This is a genomic window from Hyphomicrobium sp. MC1, from assembly GCF_000253295.1.
GTDB lineage: Bacteria > Pseudomonadota > Alphaproteobacteria > Rhizobiales > Hyphomicrobiaceae > Hyphomicrobium_B.
This window is the reverse complement of sequence record NC_015717.1, coordinates 2,795,439-2,817,295: the sequence shown is the minus strand read 5'-3', so window position 1 is coordinate 2,817,295 and position 21,857 is coordinate 2,795,439. Positions and strand designations below refer to the sequence as shown.

Annotated in this window: 21 protein-coding genes, 1 tRNA gene and 1 pseudogene; 11 read left to right on the top strand and 12 right to left on the bottom strand. The window is 61.4% G+C overall.

Annotation, left to right across the window (positions count from 1 at the left end):
- Window positions 1-8: 8 nt before the first annotated feature.
- Window positions 9-758 (top strand): TlyA family RNA methyltransferase, encoded by a 750-nt coding sequence (locus tag HYPMC_RS13695; RefSeq protein ID WP_244420889.1) that lies wholly within the window; start codon window positions 9-11, stop codon window positions 756-758.
- A complete protein-coding gene (locus tag HYPMC_RS13690) occupies window positions 751-1,980 on the top strand; it encodes a class I SAM-dependent RNA methyltransferase (protein WP_013948567.1) in 1,230 nt (409 codons plus the stop codon). The genes HYPMC_RS13695 and HYPMC_RS13690 overlap by 8 nt, the downstream gene beginning before the upstream one ends.
- On the opposite strand, the gene HYPMC_RS13685 is transcribed toward HYPMC_RS13690, so the two are convergent.
- The 11 genes from HYPMC_RS13685 to HYPMC_RS13635 form a co-directional block, all read right to left on the bottom strand.
- Window positions 1,977-2,747, bottom strand: coding sequence for an NAD-dependent deacylase (locus HYPMC_RS13685; protein WP_013948566.1), 771 nt, complete (start codon window positions 2,745-2,747; stop codon window positions 1,977-1,979). The genes HYPMC_RS13690 and HYPMC_RS13685 overlap by 4 nt on opposite strands.
- Window positions 2,698-3,786, bottom strand: a complete 1,089-nt coding sequence (aroC, locus tag HYPMC_RS13680; protein ID WP_013948565.1) for a chorismate synthase — start codon at window positions 3,784-3,786, stop codon at window positions 2,698-2,700. Before aroC ends, HYPMC_RS13685 begins: the two co-directional genes overlap by 50 nt.
- A 514-nt stretch (window positions 3,787-4,300) precedes the next feature.
- Complete coding sequence (locus tag HYPMC_RS13675; protein WP_013948564.1) at window positions 4,301-4,918, bottom strand: histidine phosphatase family protein; 618 nt, start codon at window positions 4,916-4,918, stop codon at window positions 4,301-4,303.
- Window positions 4,915-5,766 (bottom strand): enoyl-ACP reductase FabI, encoded by an 852-nt coding sequence (fabI, locus tag HYPMC_RS13670; RefSeq protein WP_013948563.1) that lies wholly within the window; start codon window positions 5,764-5,766, stop codon window positions 4,915-4,917. Before fabI ends, HYPMC_RS13675 begins: the two co-directional genes overlap by 4 nt.
- 190 nt (window positions 5,767-5,956) lie before the next feature.
- On the bottom strand, window positions 5,957-6,697 hold the full coding sequence (locus HYPMC_RS13665; protein WP_013948562.1) for an ABC transporter ATP-binding protein: 741 nt from the start codon (window positions 6,695-6,697) through the stop codon (window positions 5,957-5,959).
- Window positions 6,698-6,719: 22 nt separating this feature from the next.
- Complete coding sequence (locus tag HYPMC_RS13660; RefSeq protein ID WP_013948561.1) at window positions 6,720-7,934, bottom strand: ABC transporter permease; 1,215 nt, start codon at window positions 7,932-7,934, stop codon at window positions 6,720-6,722.
- Window positions 7,935-8,042: 108 nt separating this feature from the next.
- The gene (locus HYPMC_RS13655; RefSeq protein ID WP_013948560.1) at window positions 8,043-8,582 is read right to left on the bottom strand and encodes a hypothetical protein; all 540 of its coding nucleotides are present in this window, start codon (window positions 8,580-8,582) and stop codon (window positions 8,043-8,045) included.
- Window positions 8,583-8,720: 138 nt separating this feature from the next.
- A complete protein-coding gene (locus tag HYPMC_RS23740; protein ID WP_013948559.1) occupies window positions 8,721-9,140 on the bottom strand; it encodes a hypothetical protein in 420 nt (139 codons plus the stop codon).
- A gap of 22 nt (window positions 9,141-9,162) precedes the next feature.
- Window positions 9,163-9,378, bottom strand: coding sequence for a hypothetical protein (locus HYPMC_RS13645; RefSeq protein WP_013948558.1), 216 nt, complete (start codon window positions 9,376-9,378; stop codon window positions 9,163-9,165).
- Window positions 9,379-9,628: 250 nt separating this feature from the next.
- Window positions 9,629-10,714 carry an HlyD family secretion protein gene (locus tag HYPMC_RS13640; protein WP_013948557.1) on the bottom strand — a complete coding sequence of 362 codons (1,086 nt, stop codon included), beginning with the start codon at window positions 10,712-10,714 and terminating at the stop codon, window positions 9,629-9,631.
- A 236-nt stretch (window positions 10,715-10,950) separates the two neighbouring features.
- Window positions 10,951-11,274 (bottom strand): hypothetical protein, encoded by a 324-nt coding sequence (locus tag HYPMC_RS13635; RefSeq protein WP_244420888.1) that lies wholly within the window; start codon window positions 11,272-11,274, stop codon window positions 10,951-10,953.
- A gap of 154 nt (window positions 11,275-11,428) precedes the next feature.
- Here HYPMC_RS13635 and HYPMC_RS13630 point away from each other — a divergent pair, with 154 nt between their 5' ends.
- Window positions 11,429-12,010, top strand: a complete 582-nt coding sequence (locus HYPMC_RS13630) for a glutathione peroxidase (protein ID WP_013948555.1) — start codon at window positions 11,429-11,431, stop codon at window positions 12,008-12,010.
- A 77-nt stretch (window positions 12,011-12,087) separates the two neighbouring features.
- Here the strand turns inward: HYPMC_RS13630 and sseA are convergent, their stop codons facing one another.
- Complete coding sequence (gene sseA / locus HYPMC_RS13625) at window positions 12,088-12,951, bottom strand: 3-mercaptopyruvate sulfurtransferase (protein WP_013948554.1); 864 nt, start codon at window positions 12,949-12,951, stop codon at window positions 12,088-12,090.
- Between the two features lie 272 nt (window positions 12,952-13,223).
- Between sseA and HYPMC_RS13620 the strand changes: the two genes are divergently transcribed.
- The 8 genes and pseudogenes from HYPMC_RS13620 to selB form a co-directional block, all read left to right on the top strand.
- A tRNA-Leu gene (locus tag HYPMC_RS13620) sits at window positions 13,224-13,308 on the top strand.
- Between the two features lie 242 nt (window positions 13,309-13,550).
- A complete protein-coding gene (locus HYPMC_RS13615; RefSeq protein WP_013948551.1) occupies window positions 13,551-14,852 on the top strand; it encodes an NAD(P)/FAD-dependent oxidoreductase in 1,302 nt (433 codons plus the stop codon).
- A 13-nt stretch (window positions 14,853-14,865) separates the two neighbouring features.
- Complete coding sequence (hpnK, locus tag HYPMC_RS13610; protein WP_013948550.1) at window positions 14,866-15,714, top strand: hopanoid biosynthesis-associated protein HpnK; 849 nt, start codon at window positions 14,866-14,868, stop codon at window positions 15,712-15,714.
- Between the two features lie 95 nt (window positions 15,715-15,809).
- Window positions 15,810-17,003, top strand: a complete 1,194-nt coding sequence (hpnI, locus tag HYPMC_RS13605) for a bacteriohopanetetrol glucosamine biosynthesis glycosyltransferase HpnI (protein ID WP_013948549.1) — start codon at window positions 15,810-15,812, stop codon at window positions 17,001-17,003.
- A complete protein-coding gene (locus HYPMC_RS13600; RefSeq protein WP_013948548.1) occupies window positions 17,003-18,028 on the top strand; it encodes a lysylphosphatidylglycerol synthase domain-containing protein in 1,026 nt (341 codons plus the stop codon). The genes hpnI and HYPMC_RS13600 overlap by 1 nt, the downstream gene beginning before the upstream one ends.
- Before the next feature lie 98 nt (window positions 18,029-18,126).
- Window positions 18,127-18,456: a hypothetical protein gene (locus HYPMC_RS13595; protein WP_013948547.1), complete on the top strand. Its 330-nt coding sequence runs from the start codon at window positions 18,127-18,129 to the stop codon at window positions 18,454-18,456.
- A 114-nt stretch (window positions 18,457-18,570) separates the two neighbouring features.
- Window positions 18,571-19,980, top strand: coding sequence for an L-seryl-tRNA(Sec) selenium transferase (gene selA, locus HYPMC_RS13590; RefSeq protein WP_013948546.1), 1,410 nt, complete (start codon window positions 18,571-18,573; stop codon window positions 19,978-19,980).
- A gap of 36 nt (window positions 19,981-20,016) precedes the next feature.
- A pseudogene (selB, locus tag HYPMC_RS23735) lies at window positions 20,017-21,849 on the top strand (selenocysteine-specific translation elongation factor); the annotation flags it as partial.
- Window positions 21,850-21,857: the final 8 nt, after the last annotated feature.

The window sequence follows — 21,857 nt, the reverse complement described above, 5'->3', positions numbered from 1 at the left end:
GTTGACATTTGACTGACGGCCCGGTGATGCGCCTCGATCAGATGCTGGTGACCCGCGGACTCGCGCCGTCGCGCGCCCGCGCTCAGGACCTTATAAAGCGCGGCTTCGTCTCGGTCGGCGGCGCTGTTTGCAACAAACCGGCCTTCGACGTGAAAGACGATCTCGCCATCGCCGTTGCCTCGGATGCGCCGGGCTACGTTTCGCGCGGCGCGGAAAAGCTCTCTGCCGCGCTCGCGCGCTTCGGCTTCGATCCCACGGATCGCGTTGCGCTCGATATCGGCGCTTCGACCGGGGGCTTCACCGAGGTGCTTCTGGAACAGGGGGCGCAGCGCGTTTATGCCGTCGACGTCGGCACCAGTCAGCTGCACGCGCGCCTGAAAGACGATCCACGCGTCATTTCACTCGAAAATATCGATGCGCGTGCGCTGACGCCAAACGAAATAACAGAGAGCGTTTCCGCCGTCGTGGTCGATGTCAGCTTCATATCCGTCACGAAGGTTTTGGGCACTGTTTTGCCGTTCGCTTCACGCGGAGCTTGGGCTGTGATCCTCGTAAAGCCGCAGTTCGAAGTCGGCCGCGATAACGTCGGCAGCGGCGGCATCGTACGCGATGAAGCCGCGCGTCTGGGCGCGCTGGCCAGCGTCCGCGAATGGCTCGCCACACAACCCGGCTGGACGGTCGTCGGCGATATGCCGTCGCCCATTCTCGGTGGTTCCGGCAACGCCGAATTCCTGCTCGGAGCGCGCTACGATGGCTGAGCGTGAATTCGTCATCAGTCGTCTCGGCGCGCAAGGCGATGGCATCGCCGAAGTCGATGGCCGGATGGTCTTCGTACCGTTCGCGCTGCCGCGAGAACGCATCGAAGCCGAAGTCGAGGGCGAGCGCGCGCGCCTCCTGCGCGTGCTCGAACCGAGTGCCGAACGCGTCGCTCCGGTCTGCAAACATTTCGGCAAATGTGGCGGTTGCAGCGTGCAGCATCTGGCGTCGGACAGTTACGCGGCATGGAAACGCGATCTCGTCGTCAACGCTTTTCAGGCGCGTGGCCTCGAACCCGAGGTCGATCAATTGCAGCGCCCCGCCGGGCACCGCCGCCGTGCGGCGCTCAAGGCGATCCGTTCGCAGTTTGGCGTCGAGCTTGGCTTCCACGAGGCCGCCTCTCACGATCTCGTGGCCATCGAAGAATGTCCGGTGCTTGAGCCGAAGATCGTTGCGGCATTGCCGGCTGTAGGAAAACTGATCGCGCCGCTGCTGCCGAAACGCGATGAAGCGCGCGTCACGATCACGCTCACGAAGTCTGGTCTAGATGTCGAAGTCGATGGCACGGAACGCAAACTGTCGCCGGAAATCCGAACCGGACTTGCGTCCGCGGCGAGCGCGATGGGACTCGCACGTCTCGTCGTGGCCGGCGATGTCGTCGTCGAAACGCTACCCCCCTTCCTGACATTCGGCGCGGTGGAAGTTCCGTTGCCGCCGGGCGTATTCGTTCAAGCTGTCGAAGCCGCCGAGAGCGAAATCGCTGAGCGTATCGTCGCCGCGCTCGGAAAGACGAAAAAGGTTGCCGATCTCTTCTGCGGCCTCGGCGCCTTCGCGTTTCCGATAGCGGCGAAGGCCCGCGTCTCCGCGTTCGACGGCAGCAAGGCCGCGGTGACGGCTTTGGGCGACGGCGCAAAGAAAACATCTGGGCTAAAGCCAATTAGCGCCGTCGTTCGCGATCTCTTCCGCGACCCGCTATCCCCGCTGGAACTCAATGAGCACGACGCTATCGTTTTCGATCCGCCACGTGCCGGGGCCGAAGCGCAGTCGCAGCGCTTGGCGCGCTCAAAGGTGAAGACTGTTATTGCGGTGTCCTGCAATCCCGCGACGCTCGCACGCGACGCGCGCCATCTCGTCGATGGCGGCTATAAGATCGAATCCGTTACGCCGGTTGATCAATTCGTTTATTCTGCACACGTCGAGGTCGTCGCGGTCTTTCGACGTTAGCGGCCAGCCAGAATACGATCGACGAAGGCCGGAACGATCTCGGTCGCATGACCGTAGATGGCTTCGTCGAATTGGCTCGCACCCTCCGACGGTTCGAGGTTGAGCTCCACCGTGCGCGCGCCGTGCTCACGCGCTTCCGCCACGAACCCGGCCGCCGGATAGACGTGCCCGCTGGTACCAATCGACAGGAAAAGATCCGCCTCTCCGAGAAGCCCCGTGATCCGCCCCATCTGATACGGCATCTCGCCAAACCAGACGACGTCTGGCCGCATTCCGCCCGGCAGCCCGCAATAGGGGCACGACGTATCGACCAGCAAATCGCCCTGCCAGGGGACCCGATGCTTGCAGAAGGTGCACAGCGCCTTGAACAGCTCACCGTGCATGTGAATGAGGGAATGCGATCCGGCGGCTTCATGCAGCGCGTCGATATTCTGTGTAACGACCGTCACGCCGCCATGCTCGGCTTCGAGACGCGCCAAAGCGATGTGCGCAGCATTAGGCTTGATGCCGCGATGAGCGCGCCGCCGCGCATTATAGAAATTCAGCACGAGTGCCGGATCGCGTTGAAAACCGTCGGGCGTGGCGACGTCGCGCCAATCATATTTCGCCCACATGCCGTTTGGATCGCGAAACGTCGGGACGCCGCTTTCGGCCGACAGCCCCGCGCCAGTCAAAATGATGATCTTTGGATGCTGCGCGATGGGTCGGCCCTCGAAATTACCCGCCGATTTGGCCGCGATGCCGCAGGAAATGGTCTGCGAGCACAATCGCCATCATCGCTTCGCCCACCGGTACGGCGCGAATGCCGACGCACGGATCGTGGCGGCCTTTCGTGATGAGTTCCGTCTCATGGCCATGACGGTCGATCGTCCGGCGCGGCGTTAAAATCGAAGATGTCGGCTTAACCGCGAAACGGCAGACGATCGGCTGACCGGTCGAAATGCCGCCAAGAATCCCGCCCGCGTGGTTCGACAGGAAATCCGGTGCACCGTCGTTGCCGATGCGGATTTCGTCCGCGTTCTGCTCACCTGTTAGCTCGGCAGCCGCCATGCCTTCGCCGATCTCGACGCCCTTGACGGCGTTGATCGACATCATCGCGCTGGCGAGGTCCTGATCGAGCTTGCCGTAGAGCGGCGCGCCCCAGCCTGCCGGCACGCCTTCCGCTACAACTTCGATAATGGCGCCGACGGACGAACCGGCCTTGCGCACCTTGTCGAGATAGTCGGCCCAGTGCTCTGCCGCCTGCTTATCCGGAGAGAAGAACGGATTGTTGCCGACCTCGTCCCAATCCCAGTTGCCGCGATCGATTTTGATCTGCCCGATCTGCACCAGCGCGCCGCGAATCTTAACGCCGGAGATGACCTTCCGCGCCACGGCGCCAGCAGCCACACGCGACGCCGTTTCGCGCGCCGACGACCGCCCGCCGCCGCGATAGTCGCGAATGCCGTACTTGGCGTCGTAGGTGAAGTCAGCGTGGCCAGGACGGAACTTGTCCTTGATCTCGCCGTAGTCCTTCGAGCGCTGATCGGTATTTTCGATTTCAAGCGCAATAGGCGTTCCGGTCGTGACCTGCTTGCCCGAAGCATCGGCGAACACGCCGGACAGGATTTTGACCGCGTCGGCCTCTTGGCGCTGGGTCGTGAAGCGTGACTGGCCGGGCTTGCGCTTATCGAGATAGGCCTGGATCTCACCGGTTTCGAGCGCGATGCCCGGCGGACAACCGTCCACGATGGCGCCGATGGCCGGGCCGTGGCTTTCGCCCCAGGTCGTCACGCGAAACAGATGTCCGAAAGTGTTGTGAGACATTGCCTGAAATATGCGGAAGTTGGCCCGATGGGCACTCGATGGCTCTGCAACGATTGTTGCCGGGCTGCGTCACCGCTCTTCTTAGGTGGCCGGCGAGGTGGCGGCAAGAGCGCATCGGGGCCAAAGCCGCGTGACAACCCTCCGCGACGCAGATTAACTCGACGAAGTACTGCGTTCGTCGGCAGTTCCGTCGCCCTGACGATGGGACGAGGCAGGTGTGAGTCCGTATTTGACCGGCAACTCGGCCGAGCCCGCATCCGCTGCCCAAAAGCAGCCCGCGGCGCATCGCAGGATCGCATGTTGCGAAGGCGGTATGGACAGGTCGCTCATTCGAACGGCCGCGCCGTATGCCTGTCTCATCCATTCCAGGCGAACGTCTCTGTCGGCTCATAAAAGCCCATTCCTCTCGGATTGAGCCCCGGGTCGAGGGGGCTTTCAGCATGCACTCCTTATCGAGTGCCGAAGAGCCGGAGAGCCGCATCTCCGGCTCTTTTGCTTTGATGGCGTTCAACCCTCACAGCCACCGCATCTTGGCGTCGGCGAGCTTCAAAATCTTATCCTGGGGCACTTCAAGGAATGGCACGAGAGTTCTGTCGATTCCGAGCAGAGCGCCGCGCGCGACGCGGCTGACGCCGCCGTGCCCGACGGCAACCGTATTTTGGTCCAGGGTTCCGAGCCATTTCGAAACGCGGACCTCAAGGTCGTGGTAGCTCTCGCCGCCATTGGGCCTCCAGCCGTAGGGATCGGCGGCTTTGGCGGCGACGCCCTCGGGATCTTTAAGCGGCAGCTCGCCCGCGAGTTCGCCTTCCCATTGTCCGTAGCTGAGTTCAGCAATGTCCGGCACAATGCGAAAGCCGTCCGGGTCGAGACCAAGGCCTTCTCGGATCAGGCGCATCGTCTCAATGGCCCGTTGCAGCGGGCTGGCGACGAAATCGAATTCGGCGATTGCCGGCATCAGCGTTTTCAGCACGCCGCCGTGGCGACGCCCCTGCGCCTTGCCGGTGTCGTTCAAGGGAATGTCGCGCTGCCCTTGGTAGCGCGCCTCCCGGTTCCAGTCCGTCTCGCCGTGACGAATGAGATAGAGCGTGAGTCCGGGCTTCAACGACGCGGTCGTTGCCGCCCCACCACTCACGCTTCGTCGCTCTTGACGACCGAAATATCGGGCGCTTCCTCGTTCTTCATGCCCTGCACGTGATAGCCGCTATCGACGTGATGAATTTCGCCGGTCACGCCGCGCGACAGGTCCGAAAGGAGATAGAGACCGGCGTTGCCGACGTCGTCGATCGTGACGTTGCGGCGGAGTGCCGAGTTATACTCGTTCCACTTCAGGATATAGCGGAAATCCGCGATGCCCGACGCAGCCAGCGTCTTGATCGGGCCGGCCGAGATCGCGTTGACGCGGATGCCGTTGCGGCCAAGGTCGGACGCCAGATAGCGCACGCTCGCCTCGAGCGCGGCCTTGGCAACGCCCATCACGTTATAGTGCGGCATGACCTTTTCGGCGCCGTAGTAGCTGAGCGTGATCAGCGAACCGCCGTTCGGCATCAGCTTCTCGGCGCGCTGGGCGAGAGCCGTGAACGAATAGCAGGAGATCATCAGGCTCTGCGTGAAGTTTTTCTCCGTCGTATCGACGTACCGGCCGTCGAGCTCGTTTTTGTCCGAGTAAGCGATGGCATGGACGAGAAAATCCAGGCTGCCCCAGCTCTTTTCGAGGGACGCGAAAACGCTGTCCATCGAGGCCGCATCGGTCACATCGCAGTGAAGAACCGACTTGGCGCCAAGCTCCGCCGCCAGCGGCTCGACCCGCTTCTTCAGCGCATCCCCTTGATAGGTGAGGGCAATTTCTGCGCCCTGGGCCGCGCAGGCTTTCGCGATGCCCCAGGCGATCGATCGATTGTTTGCGACGCCCATGATGAGCCCCCGTTTTCCGGCCATCAAAGTGCCTGGGGAAATGGACGTGTTCGCTTGAGGCCCCGCCATGGGCGCTATTTCCTTAGTTATTCCAATTTGGGATTGGTGAGTTTGGGCGCATCCTACACAAATGCCTCTTCCGGTCCAGATGCCCGGAGAGGGAGCGTGCGCGGCCATTGGCCCGAGGGACGGCCATTAAGGACTAGCCCGTCCATGCGGGCGCCCGAAAAGGCCGTCATTACAGCCTTTTTGGCGGGGGTTATCCCACCGCCACCCGAACGGGGGCATTTGCAACCTTTGGCCGCTCAGATCCTGCAATCCGGCCGTCGTCGATGGTGATGATACGATCGGCGTATTGCAGCGTCCGGTGGTCGTGGGTAACGGCCAAAACGGCCCGCCCGGTATCCTGTGCCACGGCTGCCAGCAATTCCATGACGGCCATGCCGTTCTGGGCATCGAGTGCCGCTGTCGGCTCGTCGGCGAGAATGACCGAGGGTGAACCGGCGAGCGCCCGGGCAATCGAAACGCGCTGCTTCTCGCCGCCCGACATTTTGGCCGGCATCGCGTTGATGCGGTGGCCGAGGCCAACCGCTTCGAGCGCTTCGACCGCCTGGCGGCGCGCGTCCGGACCGTTGAGATCGCGCAGGTCCAGCGCCAGCATGACATTCTCGACGGCCGAGAGCGTCGGCACGAGATTATAGGACTGGAACACGAAGCCGACATGCTTGCGCCGCAGATTGGCAAGCTGCTCCTTGTTCATGTTCCGCGTATCCATGCCGGAGATCGACAGCTTGCCCTGTGTGGGTGACAGGATGCAGCCGAGGATCGAGAGCAGGGTGGTCTTACCGGATCCGGACGGCCCCATCATCAGCGTCAGCTCGCCGGTATGCAGCTGAAGGTCGACGCCTTTCAAAACCTTGTTTTCGCCGGCTCCAGCGCCCAGCACCTTCACGATGCCTTCCGCTTCGACGATGACTTTGCTGTTGTTTGGCTCGGTCATGTTAAGTCTCCCTGGAATTCGGTTAGCGGCTGAACACGACGGCCGGGTCGATGCGGACGACCTTGATGATGGCGCTTATGGCGGCGAAGATGCACATGCCGATGGTTATTGCGAAAAGTTGGGCGGCAAGTGGCGCAGTCATAATGATTGTGAGCTTGGTGTCCTGCGCAAAATGAATGGCGGTCAGCGCCAGTCCCATACCCAGCACATAGCCGATCAGCCCTGAAAGCACGGCTTGAATGAGAATCACCTTGACGATGTAGCCCGCACCGGCCCCCAAGGCGCGCAGAGTGGCGAACTCGTTGATATGATCTTTCGTGCTCGAATAAAGCGTCTGCGCGACAATGACAATGCCGACGATCAGGCCCAAGAGCTTACCCGCATCGAGGGCGGCACCCGCGCCGGTCTGCTTCAACCAATAGTCCTGGCTGCGGGTGCGGAACTCCGTCTGCGTCAAAACTTCCGTATCGGGAAGGCGTGCGGCAATTTCCTTACGCACCGTTTCGAGGTCGGCGCCGGGCAGCAGCGTGACGCGCTGGTAGCTCGCCTGGTCCTGGTTGGCGCCGGACAGCTGACGCGCTTCGTCGATGGACGTGAAGACGAACGGCAGCGTCGTGAACGAACGCACGCGCTTGGTAATCGCCACGAGCTTGACCGCGGCGCCGTTGAGTTCGGCGTGCTCGCCGAGCCTGTTGACGCCCAGATCGTTGAAGTAGCTGCGATCGATCGCAACCGTATTCGGAGCTTCGAGCGCTGCGCGGCTACCTTCGATGATGTTTGCGGGCAGCGCCTTTGGGCTGTCGCCTGACGTTCCAATCAGCAGGACCGTCGTTTCGCCACCTCGCGGTTTGCGCCAGCGGGCGAATGAAACCAGCATGTCTTCCGAATTTTCGACGCCGGGTGCCGACAGCGCCAGATAGCGTTCGCGGCCAGCGAGAAACGAGGGATCGTCGTAGCTCTTGGTGCCGAGCGGCACGATCCAAAGATCGGCCGGCGCCGCGTCGATGATCGTCGCGATCTTGTTTGCCGATCCGAGATAGATGCCGGATTGGACCGCGACCAGCACAACCGAAAACAGAATGCCGACGACGGTCACGAAGAAGCTTAGGCGATCATGAAAAAGATTGCGATAAGCGAGCTTCACGACCATCGGCACGCGAAATGCGCTTGGGCGTTTTTCCCGTGCGGCTGCTATCGGCTTACGCATGATGATTGGTGCTGTTGCGGCGAGTTCCATGACCTGCTCCCTCCTTGGGCGTTGGTCAGACTTTGAACGACGGCGTTGCGGTTGGCTGTTTCGCAGGGCACAGAGCTTTCAGCCTGCCGCCCGGTGTCTGTGTCAGGCTTAGTCGCAGGGAACGTCGATCAGCGCGGCGATAGCCGGCGAATAGCGCCGGCAGATGTGCGTGGTTGCTGCCGTTTCGGTATCCGCTTTCGCAGATGAAGCACGAGTATCCGAAGCGACCTTTCCGCCGTTCACTGACGTTTCCGGTTTGGATGATGCAATCGCCCCCGTCGTGTTAGCGGCGGCCGTCTTTTCTACCGCGGCAGTCGTCACGGTATCGGCCGGCAGCCTGCCTTCGAGCTTTACTGGTTGCACGGTTGCTGTCGCGGGCGTCTTGACGGCGGTCTCGGCAACGTCGGATTGCGCGGGACGCTTGACCTTTACGATTTTGCGAGGGGCACTCTCCTTGACTTCGCGACGGGCGGAGCGCGGTCGCTCGACGCGCTGATAATCGCGGCCACTGTAAGTCTCGTTCGAATGCGCGACGAACGAACCGAGCGGAAAGCCAAAACCGACCCTGACCGCATCTGCGTTCGCGGCGTTTGTCATCGTCGTCCCGGCCAGCAGCGTCGCGGCGAGAGCAAAGGTGATCTTGGACATGGTAGCCTCCTGACGATGGTTTCTTGCTGGCCGGTCGCGCCGGCCATGTCGCAACAATGCCTCGCCGGCTGCGTGGTCGCTGTTCCGGCAGGAACACGGCCGAAGGCCAGGAAATCACGTTTATTTCAGTGTGTTGCTTTATGCGGCGAGAGGCAGGGTATGGGCACTCTGCCGCGGTCGTGCTGTCGAGGCGTCCAGCGCGAGCAGCATCTGCTGCGTATTGAACCCAAACCGGACGTTCAGCGGGCGCGCTGCGGCGTCCTGAGCTGCAAGCGCGAGCAACCGGAAGCCGCGCTCCAGAAACAGAGCTTTGAGGCGCCGACCAGAGAAGGCCGTCAGAAGCGCCCGGAAGCGCAGCGCTACGGCGAGCCGGGCCGTGCCCTTGCGCGCATCATCGAACGCCATCCAGATCTCATCCTCGATCTCCCGGATCTCGTCCTCTCGCAGGCCTCGCAAAAGTGCCAATCCCTGACCGTGTTCGCGAAGAAGGTCGATGACAAATGCAAGGTCGGAAGCCTCGACGACCGGCACATCGGATAAATCGAAATGGGCTCGCATGGCTGGTTCTCCCGAAGGCCGATCAAAGGACGTTTCCGAATGCTGTCCACGGCGAGCCCGCAAGCACGATGATGTCGCGCGCTTTGCGTTCGCCGAGTTCGAAATGAACCTCATGGCCTTCGAGTTTTTCGATGCCATTGCGGATGTCTCCGCCTGCGAAACGGAAGCTGCGTCCATCCTCGCCGCGAATGATGCCGACGCCGAGATCGGCGCGGAATTTCTTGATCTCTCCGTACATCTGTCTCTCCTCGATCAGTCGGTTGGGTCGATGCAGAGATGATGCGAAAAGCCCATGTTTTCCGCTGTTCCTGATGAAACAGCATGTAGACAGATTATTTTCGCGAGGCGTCGCGTAGGTCAAAACGAAACGCGGCGGGGAGGCGTGCTGAACGGGACCGCATTCCCGTTTCCCACACCTCCCCGCCATCGGGGACCGGCGGCGCCTTCACTAAGGAGGAAGCGAGCCGCCGCAGGTCTTTCGAAAACCGCTACTTGAAGAAGGCGTCCGCGCGCATTCCCGGCAGCAGCGGCGGATTGCCCGCGAGATCGATGGTGACTTCGAGCACTTCGACATCGGTTGGGCGGCGTGCACCGCGCAGCGAGAACTGCGGCGAGGTCAAAGTCGGAGCAAGCTCGGCGACGGTGCCTTCGAATTCTTTGCCGGGGTAGGCGTTGCTCTTTACGGTGACCTTGCTGCCGGTCTTGATCTTCGAGACGTCGATTTCGTCAACCTCGGCCTTCAGCCGCACGACCGACATATCGCCGAGCATGACCAGCGATTGCTCAGGAGAGGGCGACGCCATCTCGCCGACCTTTGCAGAGAGCTGCAGAACGGTGCCCGCAACCGGTGCACGGATGCGCGTTTTTTCGAGCATGGCTTCCGCAACAGCGACATCCGAGCGTGCGGCCTGCAGCGCCGATTCAAGGCGGTTCGGGGCCGGGATATCCGGTTTCGACTGGGCTTTGGCGTAGGAAGCACGCTCTTTCTGCAACTTGGACTTCGCTTTCGCCAGATCCTCGCGTGCGTCGGCGACACGCGCCGCGCTACCAGTACCCTGGCGCTCGGCCTGCAGTTCGTATTCGAGCCCGAAGCGTGCATTCGTCAGCGCCCGTTCGGCATCGAAAACGTTGTCCTCTGCGGTGCGAAGATCGTCGCGCGCCTTATCGAGCGGCTGCGCATCGCGTTCGCGCTTGCGGGATGCAGCTTCCGTCTCGGCGGCTTGCAGACGAGCGCGGGCTTCTTCATCATCGAGACGGATCAGAAGCTCGCCTTCCTCGACCTTGTCGTTCCGTTTCACGTTCACTTCGGCGATGCGTCCGACGAGCTGTGCGCCGACGCGAATGATGCCGGACTTCGGCTCGACACGGCCAGGTGCTGCGGCCACCCAGTCGATCTGCGGTGCGCTATCGTTGTCCGCCTTGATGACGTCATCGCCGCTCGCCTTCGCATTCAGCAAATCGCTGTTCGTCACGGCGATGGCGCCAAACGCTCCGGCGCTTACTGCGACGAGAAAGAAAAAGGTTTTTACGAGAAAGCCGCCGCGTCGGGGGCGATAGGTTTCTTCGGTGCTCATGTCGTTGTCCTCCTTAAGGGCCAACCTTCGAAGCCGCGCCGTCGCGGCGAAAGGTCATGAGCAGCAATAGTCTCTGTGCATCAGGTTCGCTGTTTCGATCGGAACACATGCAAATTGCGACGAAGAAAGACGATCTCCTGGCGGATCGTTTGGACGGAGGGCATCAAAAAAGAAAAGCTCCGGTGCGTTGCCGGAGCTTCAAAATGGAGGAAGAGGTTTGCGAGGAAACGAGGTGCTTACTGGCACATCTCACGTAGCGTCCAACCGACGATCCGGCAGCTTTCAGTGCCGTTCGCGTTGATCGTGCACTTGCGGTTCGGCAGCCGCTGATAATCGCAGTAGTAGTTGTTCGAATAGCCGGAAAAGCCGTGCATCGGCTTCGAGAACTGATAGTCCTGCACGAAGAATTCCTTGGCGCTGCCGGCCGCGTTCGCGGCCGAAACGCTGGCGCCGAACGTCGCTGCCAGAATGGCGAAAGCCACTGCAACCCGACGCGTGCTGTTGAATGCCGACATATTGAAGTCCTCCTTGTGGTGCGCGTTCGCGCTGGTGTCATTCACTGGAGGCTAATCTACGGAAGGCCGGTGTGCGTCGCTGTCCCGGGCGGAACAGGAGTTCATGGCGGTCCAGCCTTGAACCTGCCAAGTCCTGGACTACTATAAGGAAACCCCCGCAACATCGCTGCTAAAGCGCCCTGCATGCACGAGGTGAAAGGTGCGAAAGCTCTGGAATACAGGCGTCAATATCTTCTCGATGATGACCGCTAACAAAAGTACGGCGCCCAGCAACCAAGTCGAAGGGTCAGCCTACGACTTTGAGTTCAAGAGCATAGATGGCGCGCCGATGAAACTCTCGGACTGGCGCGGCAAACCGCTTCTGATTGTCAATTCAGCCTCGTTCTGCGGCTTCACCAAGCAATATTCGCAATTGCAGGAGCTTTGGCGGCGCTACGAGAGCGACGGACTGGTGGTCATCGCGGTGCCTTCGAATGATTTCGGCGAGCAGGAACCGCACGCCGACGGTGAAATCCAGTCATTCTGCCAAGGCGTATTCGGCGTCACGTTTCCGATTGCGTCGAAGCATCCCGTCATCGGCCCCGAGGCGCATCCGTTCTATAAATGGGCCGCAAACGCCATGGGGCCCAGCGGCGTGCCGACGTGGAATTTTCACAAGTACCTCGTCGGCCGCGACGGACAGCTCGTCAGATCATTTTCGACGAAATTGTCTCCGACCTCTCCGGAAATGGTCTCTTGGATCGAAAAGACCCTCGCAGAGCCTGTCCCGGCCGTCGCCTAGCGGCGCGACAGCAGCAATGAAAAAGGCGCGCGATCGTCTCGCGCGCCTGTTCTCAACTGGAAATCATGCAGCAGCCGTTACTTCGCCGGACCTGTCTCGATAGGAAGACCGTTCTCTTGGCCCCATTCGGCCCAGCTGCCGTCGTAAACGGCCGCGTTGGTCTGGCCGACCACGGCAAGCGCCAGGGCCAGCATCGAAGCCGTGACGCCGGAACCGCACGTCGTTACGACAGGCTTCGACACGTCGATGCCGACGCCCGAGAACAATTTGTTGATCTCGGCCGGTGACTTATAGGTCCCGTCCGGATTCAAAAGCTGCTGTGACGGAATATTCTTCGAGCCTGGAATGTGGCCCTTCCGGAGACCTGGTCTCGGCTCTGCGTCCTTGCCTTCGAAGCGTCCTGCCGGGCGCGCATCGACGATCTGGACGCCGTTCTTTTTGAGCAGCGCCTTCATGTCTTCGAGGTCGCGCAGGATCTCGGTATTCTGCAGCGGCGAATAATGCCGTTCCGAGCGCTTCGGTGGCGGCCCGTCTTCCAGCGGACGTCCCTCTGCCTTCCACTTGCGCAACCCGCCGTTGAGCACGGCCACGTCGCGATGTCCCATGGCGCGGAACGTCCACCATACGCGCGCAGCCGAAAAGATGCCGCTCGTATCGTAGACGACGATGCGAGCGCCGTCGCCAATGCCCATTTTTTTCATCCGCGACGCGAATTTCACGGTCGAGGGCAGCATGTGCGGCAGCGACGACTTCTCGTCCGAGAGATCGTCGATATCGAAAAACAGCGCGCCGGGAATATGCTCGGCGAGATATTCCTTCTTGGCATCCCGTTTTTCGGTCGGCAGATGCCAGCTGCCGTCCAGAATGATCAAATCCGGCGATGAGAGGTGATCGGCGAGCCAATCCGTCTCGACGATCCAATTCTTGGCGGTATCAGGCAAGGAATGTCCCTACAGGTTCGACATGGCTTTTATTTTGGGGCTGACTGCACATAGGCAAAACTTGCTGGCCTCGCAAGTTGGCCGCCGCAAAATCAGACGGGGTGGCCAATTGGCCGAACCTGACAGCCGCTATGCCGTACAGCCGTTTACGCGTTGTTTTCGGCAGGACTTTTCAGTATGACACCCGCTCCGCGGCAGTTTGTGGGTGCACCGCACACCTGCCGGGATGCAAAAGAGCGAGATCGCGATAAAAGGCGGTTCGTTCGACCGATGCGGGCGTGGCGGAACTGGTAGACGCACTGGATTTAGGTTCCAGCGGCGAAAGTCGTGGGGGTTCAAATCCCTCCGCCCGCACCACTTTTGTTTGCGCGCAGCCGCCACACCAGCCCTGCGCGCGATGAGTCCGAAGATAACATCACGGCATAAAACTTATCCTGGGCACGCTCAGCCGCAGGCGCGAGCGCTTGCGGATTTGGCGAGGCGCCTCTAAAGGAAGCCCGGTCGGCCGCTACAACGCGCAAACCCGAGGGTTTTCCGGAGTTTACGCGTCATTCTCAGTGCGCTGGCAACGACTTAACTAGCTCAGAATTGGACGGGGAATGTCTCGAAAATGGCTCGTCGCCGGGGGCGGCATATCGGGACTGGCGGCCGCTCAGTGCTTGCAGGCGAACGGCCGCGATTATGTGCTGCTCGAACGTTGCCCCGCAGTCGGCGGCCTGACGCGGACGACGCAGGTCGAAGATTTCTGCTTCGATTACACCGGCCACTTTCTGCATCTGAGGCGCTACCCATCGCCCGCGCAGGTCCCCTATGCGCATCTGAATGATGAAGATTGGGCGACTGTCGACCGGAAGTCCTACTTCTACGCCGGAGAGCGCCTGATCGAAGCGCCCATCCAGTACCACCTGGGCGAGCTGCCGGACGGGCTTCGCCAGGACTGCGAGAAATCGTATGACGAGCGGCCGAAAGCCGCCGGCGACGGCACCGGCTTTCGCGATTTCATCGTCTCGGGCTTTGGGCAGGTCGTCGCTGATCGCTTCCTCATCCCGCAAAACGAAAAGACGATGGCGACGCCCCTGAGCCGCCTGTCGATCGGCGCCGTCAAACGCTTCTTTCCGCCGCCCGATGAAGCCCGCATTCGCGCCGGTTTCGCCAATACGGGCGAGCGTTTCGCTGAGTACAACACCACCTTCTGGTATCCAAAACGCGGTGGCATCGACGTGCTAACGCGCGGCCTCGCCCATGGCCTCACGAGCGTTGCGACGACGCAGGAAATTTCGCGCATCGATCTTAATCGTCGTGTCGCGACCACGAGCGCAGGCCTGTCCGTCGAATGGGAAAAGATGTTCCCCAGCATTCCGCTTAAAACGCTCTGCGAGTTGACGGGAGACGCGCAGCTCGCTGGCGCCGCCGCCAAGCTCAGCCACAGTTCAACGATCAGTTTCAATTTCGGCGTGCGCGGCAAGCTGCCGAGCGCGCTTAAGGACGCCCACTGGGTTTACGTTCCCGACCGTGACATCCCATTCTATCGTTTCGGCTGCTATTCCAACATCTCGTCTGCGATGGCTTCGCACGGGTTGAATGCGGTCTACGTCGAGGTCGGCGTACCGGGCGAAGAAATCGACAAGGTCGATATTGTCAGCAAGACGCAGAAAGACGTCATCGCGGCTCTGGAAAAACTCGGCTGGGTCAAAAGCGAAGACATCATCTGCGCCGTCACCCACGTGATTCGCTGCGCTTACGTCCACCACACGCCCGAGCGTGATCAGCTTGTGGACGAAATTCTTGTGCGGTTGAATACATTCGGAATTCACCCCATCGGCCGTTATGGGCTGTGGGATTATGTGGGCATGGAGGATTCGATCAGCTCGGCGCTGACGACGGTCGAAGCCCAGCTCTGAGGGAGATCAGCGTTTGAAATCTCTGATCGTGACCGCCGACGATTTCGGGATGACCGTTCCCGTCAACGAGGCCATCGAAGCCTCGCACAAGAACGGTATTCTGTCGGCGACGAGCCTGATGACCGGCGGCGAAGCTTTCGCCGACGCCGTCAACAGGGCCCGTCAGCTTCCCGAACTCGGTGTGGGGCTACACATCCATTTGGTCGATAGCCGTCCCGTCTTGCCGCCGGAGCAGGTGCCCGATCTCGTCGGGCCAGACGGGAATTTCTCCAACAACCCCGAGGTTTTTGGCTTCAAGCTGTTCTTTTCGCCTGAGATGCGCCGTCAGGCCGAAGCCGAGATTACGGCCCAGTTCGAGCGCTTCGAAAAGACCGGGCTCGTGATGGACCACGTCAATGGTCACCATCATTTCCACATGCATCCGGTCGTGACGGACGCCATCGCCAAGCTGGCGCCGAAATTCGGCTCACCGCCGGTGCGCTTTCCTGTCGAGCCGTTCGGGCCCTCGCTGCAGGCGGGTGGCGACAAGCCCATCCGGCGGTTCTTCAATTGGGCCTTCTACGCCGGATTGACGCACAGGATGCGCAAGAAGCTCGAATCCGTCGACCTGAAGCTGAACGATCACGTCTTCGGCGTCACAGATACCGGCGGCATGACCGAGGATCGGATTTTGGCCTATCTCGATCATTTACCCGAGGGCGTAACTGAACTTTACGCCCATCCAGCCATGGGCGGAGACGGCCGGCCGCAGTCTTATCCTTCTTTTGAGGAATACCGCGGGCTGATAAGTCCGGCCGTCCGCGCAAAAGTTGCGGCACTTGGGTTGCACCCTCAGACCTTCAAGGCGGCATTTGCGTCCTGAGGGGTCGAAAGCCGCCGCATTTATGCTACGCCCGTGTTGCGTGATTACGGCTAGGTCGTAGTCGCCGCCACCTATGTCTTGGAGACGCCAGCCGAATGCACATGCCGATCGTGCTTCTCAATCCCTTCGTTATTGCCGGCATCGTTTTGGGTCTTGCTGCGCTCGCATACTTAGTTCTGGCGCTCTATTTCACGTGGCGATTCCGGGAACGCCCGGTTAAGGCCGCCGAAGGCTTTCGTCCGCCGGTATCGGTGCTGAAGCCGGTCCACGGCGGCCAGCCATTTCTTTATGAATGCCTGCGGACCTTCTGCGATCAGGACTGGCCGCAATACGAGGTCATCTTTGGTGCCCATTCGGAAACCGACCCGGCCGTAGCCGTGGTGAAGCGGCTGATGGCGGAATTTCCGGATCGCGATCTGCGCCTCGTCGTTGATGCAAACCTGGCCGGACCAAATCCCCGTGCCTCGAACCTTGCAAACATCTATCGCGCCGCCCGCTACGACATCCTGCTCGTCGCGGACGCCGATCTGAAGGTCGACCGCAATTGCATCGCGTCGCTCGCGGCCCCCTTCATCGATCCGGAGGTCGGCGCCGTCGCCTCGATTTACAAAGGCTTGCCCTACGGCGGCGCAGCGGCCGCCGATTTCGGCACCATGAACATCAGCGATTGGTTCGCGCCGTCTGTCCTCGTCGATGTCGGCCTGCGCGGCATCGACTTCGTTTTCGCGATGGCGAGCGTGCGTCGCGAGGCGCTCGACTCCTTCGGCGGCTTCAACCATCTGTCGAACTTTTTCCCCGATGACTTCGCGCTCGGAAATCTCGTCGCGCAGCGCGGCTACAAGGTCGAGCTATCACCCTACTGTTGCGACACGATCGTGGCTGAGAAGAGCTTTTCAGAACTCTTCCGCCACGAAATCCTGTGGCAGCGCATGGAGCGCTTCTGCCGCCCGAGCGATCACTTCATGTCGGTGATCACGTGGCCCTTGCCGCTCCTTCTTCTGCTTCTGCTGCCGTGGCCCACGATCATCGGACTGTCGATCATCGCAGCCGAAATCGTGCTGCGCATCGCACTCCACTATCAGGTGCGGCGCAGCTTCAAGATGAACACGCCCGCACAGCCCTGGCTTGTGCCGATCCGCGAATGCGTATGCTTTTTTGCCTGGGCCTTCGGCCTGTTCGGCAACAAGGTGAAGTGGGGCAAGAACATCTTCACCTATGAAGCCTTCCGCAAGCTCATCGCCGATGGCCGCAACATTGGCGCCATCGCCGCCACGGTCGGAGAGAAGTGATGAGCGCCGAGGAGGTATCGACACAGATGGGCTCGCGGACGGCCTTGTTCGCCGCTGCGACCTGCGGCGTGCTCCTCGCCGTCGGCCTCGTCGTCTACTTCGGAATTGGTGAGATCTGGGATGCGCTGTCGACCGCAGGCTGGAGCGGCATGCTCGCCGTCATGTGCGCCTATCTCTTTTCGCTGTGGTTCTGCGCCTGGAGCTGGCGCGTCCTCCTCGTCGAGAAATACCCGCAGAGCCGCGGTCTGATGTTTCTATGGGCGCGCTGGATCCGCGACAGCGTCGGCAACCTGCTCGCCATCATTCCCGGGGCAGGCGAGGCCGCGGGCGCACGCGAGTTGACCAAGCACGGGTTACGCGTGAACGTCGCCGCGGCGACCACCATCGTCGATATGACGACCGAGATGCTGGGCCAGCTCATCTACACGTTCATGGGCCTTGCATTCCTGTTCGCCTATCACCCGGACGAGCCTGCCGCATGGTGGGCGGCGGCCGGCCTTTGCGTCGCGACGATCGCTGTCGTCGGCTTTTTGATCGCACAGAGGAACGGCCTGATCCTTTTTCTGGAACAGCTTCCCGCGAAGCTCGGCTTCACGCGCGGCTGGGAAGGCATGTCAGACACGGGCAGCATTCACAGCGCGATCCAGTCCATCTACCGTGAGCGCAGCGCGGTCGCGGCGTCAGTCGGCATCCACTTGCTCGGCTGGCTGTCCGGCGCAGCGGAAACGTGGCTTGCCCTCTATTTCATGGGCCATCAGCTTTCCGTCGGGGATGTTCTCGCGCTTGAAAGCCTCGTCTTCGCGCTTAGAAGCGTGGCGTTCGTTGTTCCTTGGGCGGCGGGCGTGCAGGAGGGTGGCTATATCGTGATCGGCGCTTTGTTCGGTCTCGGACCCGACGTCGCGCTCGCACTTTCGCTTCTGAAGCGCGCCAAAGAGATCATCGCCGGAGTGCCGGGTCTCGTTGCCTGGCATATATCGGAAGGCAAGCGCTTCTGGCAGGGCCGCCTTGCCGAGTCCCGAAAGTGACGGCCAAGGCTTTCGGCAGCAGCGCGGCAACATCAAACCTTCATACGAACGCCGTATCGAGGTAGCCTCAGCGGGAAATCGCCAGCCGGATCTGTGCCATGAAACGCCTCGCCCTCGCGGGCCTGCTCGCCCTGACAGTTGCAGTCCCAGCAGCCGAAGCCCGACGCGCGCCGCGTTGCGATGGCAATTTCCAGTATGTCAGAGGCGGCTGGGTTTCGACGCCATACTGCCGCGCCGATCAGATCGCCCGCGTAGCGCGCGAACGGGGCATCCGCACGACGGCCGAGGCATTGCTGGCGCACCCGGCGGATGCCGAAGAAGTCTGCCGCTTTGTCGGCGCGGACTATCGCGTGCATCCGGCTTGCGAAGAGATCTATTCCGTCTTCCAGATCGACGCCGGCACCGGCGGTCTGTGGCTGCACTTTTAAGCGCCTAGCAGCAGATCGTTAAGATCGTGCATGCTTTTTAGCGGCAAGGCATCTTTCCGCGCGCGCCAAACCCGCTAGCATGGCGCTTGATGTCTTCAGCCGCCAGAGGACCGCTTGGAACTTTCAAAGGCCGCCCTTCTTCGCGATCTTCCCTCGGTCGATTCCGTTCTGAAAAGCGGAGTTGCCGCCGATCTTCTGGAACGCTTTGGCCGCGCCGCGGCGACTGACGCCATCCGCAGCGTCCTGGCAGAAACGCGTGCCACGCTCAAATCCGGAAGCACGATGCTACCGACGACCGAGAGCCTGGTTGCCATCGCGTTTGCCCGCCTTGCTGAAGGCGATCGCTCGACAATGCGTCCGCTGTTCAATCTAACGGGCACGGTGCTGCACACCAACCTGGGCCGCGCGCTCATCGCCGAAGCCGCCATCGAAGCCGCCGTCGAAGCGATGCGCGATCCCGTGGCGCTGGAATTTGATCTCGCGACCGGTAAGCGCGGCGAACGCGACGACCATATCAGGGAGCTGCTTTGCGAACTGACCGGCGCGGAGGACGCGACCGTCGTCAATAACAACGCCGCCGCCGTGCTGCTCGCGCTCAACACGCTTGCCGGTGGTCGCGAAGCCATCGTTTCGCGCGGCGAGTTGATCGAGATCGGCGGCGCCTTTCGCATGCCGGATATCATGTCTCGCGCGGGCGCGAAACTGGTCGAGGTCGGAACAACGAACCGCACGCACGCGAAAGATTATCGCGCCGCCCTCACGGACGCGACCGGCGTCATTCTGAAAGTCCACAGTTCGAACTATCGCATCCTCGGCTTCACCAAAGAAGTCGCCGCCCCCGAGCTTGCCGAAATTGCCTCCGCGGCAGACGTTCCGCTGATGAACGACCTCGGTTCGGGTTCGCTGATCGACCTTTCGATATTCGGCATGCAGTCCGAACCGACCGTACGCGAAGCCGTCACCGAAGGCGCTGGCATCGTTACGTTCTCCGGGGATAAGCTTCTCGGCGGACCGCAGGCGGGCTTCATCGTCGGTAAGCGCGACCTGATCCAGGCGATTAATTGCAACCCGATGAAGCGCGCGCTCCGCGTCGACAAGATCCGCCTTGCCGCCATCGAGGCCACGCTGAAACTCTATCGCGATCCCGACCGTCTGTTCGAGCGATTACCAACGTTGCGCCTTCTTGCGCGGCCGCGTGTGGAAATTGAAGCCCAGGCGTCGCGGTTGCTGCCGCATGTTCAGTCTGCCGTCGGCATGGCGTTCGCGGTCGAGACACACGACTGCAAGAGCCAGATCGGCTCGGGGGCATTGCCCCTCGATACCGTCGAAAGCGCCGGGCTCGCCATTCGCTCCAAAAGCGGCGGCGCGGCCCTCGAACGTCTTGCCTCGGCGCTGCGCGCTCTGTCGCGGCCTGTGATCGGCCGCATCGACGACGGCGCGCTCATTCTCGATCTCAGATGCTTGACCGACGAAACGGCGTTTCTATCTGTCCTTGGAAATCTTGATCCTCATCATCTGGCTTAATGTAGGCCGGACAAACCGAAGCCGACAGATAACCGCATGATCATCGGCACCGCCGGACATATCGACCATGGCAAGACTGCACTGGTCAAAGCACTGACCGGCGTTGATGGCGATCGCCTGAAGGAAGAGAAGGCGCGCGGCATCACCATCGACCTGGGGTTCGCCTACATGCCGGCGGAGGATGGCCGCATTGTCGGCTTTATCGATGTGCCGGGTCACGAACGCTTCGTGCATACGATGTTTGCCGGCGCGAGCGGCATCGATCTCGCGCTTCTCGTCGTCGCAGCCGATGACGGCATCAAGCCGCAAACGATCGAGCACTTGGCCATTCTTGATCTCCTCGGGATCGAGAAGGGGCTGATTGTCATGACCAAAGCCGATCTGGCGAGCTCGGAACGCTTGGGCGACGTTACGGCGGAAATCAAAGCTGTCGTCGCCGGAACGGTGCTCGAAGGCGCGGATATCTTACCGGTGTCGGCCGTGACCGGCAAAGGCATCGACGAATTGCGCAGCCGACTGATCGCTGCAGCAAGTGAGACGCCCGCGCGTTCGTCGGAAGGCGCATTTCGACTCGCGATTGATCGCGTTTTCACGCTGCCCGGCATCGGCGTCGTTGTGACGGGCACCGTGCTTTCAGGCTTCGTCGGCGTGGGCGCACACGTGCAGATCAGCCCGTTGGGTTTGTCAGCGCGCGTGCGTTCGATCCACGCCCAGAACACGCCCGCGGAAATCGGCTGGGCCGGTGATCGCTGTGCGCTTAATCTCTCTGGACCGGGCATTGCCAAGGATGCGATCAGTCGCGGCGATGTCGTGCTCAGTCCGGCGCTCCATGCCCCCACCGATCGCATCGATGCGGTCCTTAATGTTCTGCCGTCGGAAGAAAAGGCCATCGGACAATGGTTTCCGGTGCGATTGCATCATGCCTCCGCCGAGGTTGGTGCGCGTATCGTTCTTCTCGATGACAAGGCCGTGCCCCCCGGCGCAACGGCCGACGCGCAACTCGTGCTCGATGCACCGATTGCAGCCGCCGTGCCCGACCGTTTCGTCATTCGCGACGTGTCGGCTCAGAGAACCATCGGCGGCGGCAAGTTCATCGATTTAAGGGCGCCTGCGCGCAAACGGCGAACGCCGGAGAGACGGACACAGCGAGCAGCGCTCGCCATCGACAATCCTAGAGCGGCATTCGCGGCGCTGCTCGATACGCCGCCGTTCACTGCCGATCTTGCTGCCTTCGCGCGAGATCGCGCACTCTCTTCCGTGCAGGCCGGTCGCATCGCTTCCGAACTCGACCTCATCGTCTTCGACGCTGGCGATACGCGAGCGTCCATCTTGCCTGCCCGCTGGCAATCGTTCGTCGCGGATATGATCGAACGCATCACGCAATTCCACACCGACAATCCTGATCTCCAAGGCATCGGTCGTGAGCAGTTGCGCCTCCTGCTCGAGCCGCGTCTGAGCAAGTCCGTGTTCGCGGTGGCGCTCTACAAAATTTCCGAAAAAGGCGAGATCGCACTCGATGGCGCGTTCGTCCGTCTCACCACGCATCAAGTGCGCTTGGCGCCGAGTGATGAGGAGATGTGGAAAATCATCGCGTGCCAGCTTGGCGGTAACGAGCGCTTTCGGCCGCCCCGCGTTCGCGACATCGCCAATTCAACGAGAAGTCCCGAGCGCGACGTCCGCAGATTGCTGAAGCTCGCAAGCCGTCTCGGCCGCGCCGATGAAATCGCGCACGATCATTTTTTCCTGCGCGCGGCAGTCCGCGAGATGGTCGCGATCGCTGCTGATGTGCAAGCCAAAGCTGAGACCGGCTGGTTCAACGCCGCCGAATTCCGTGATCGTCTCGACAACGGCCGTAAGGTTGCGATCCAAATTCTCGA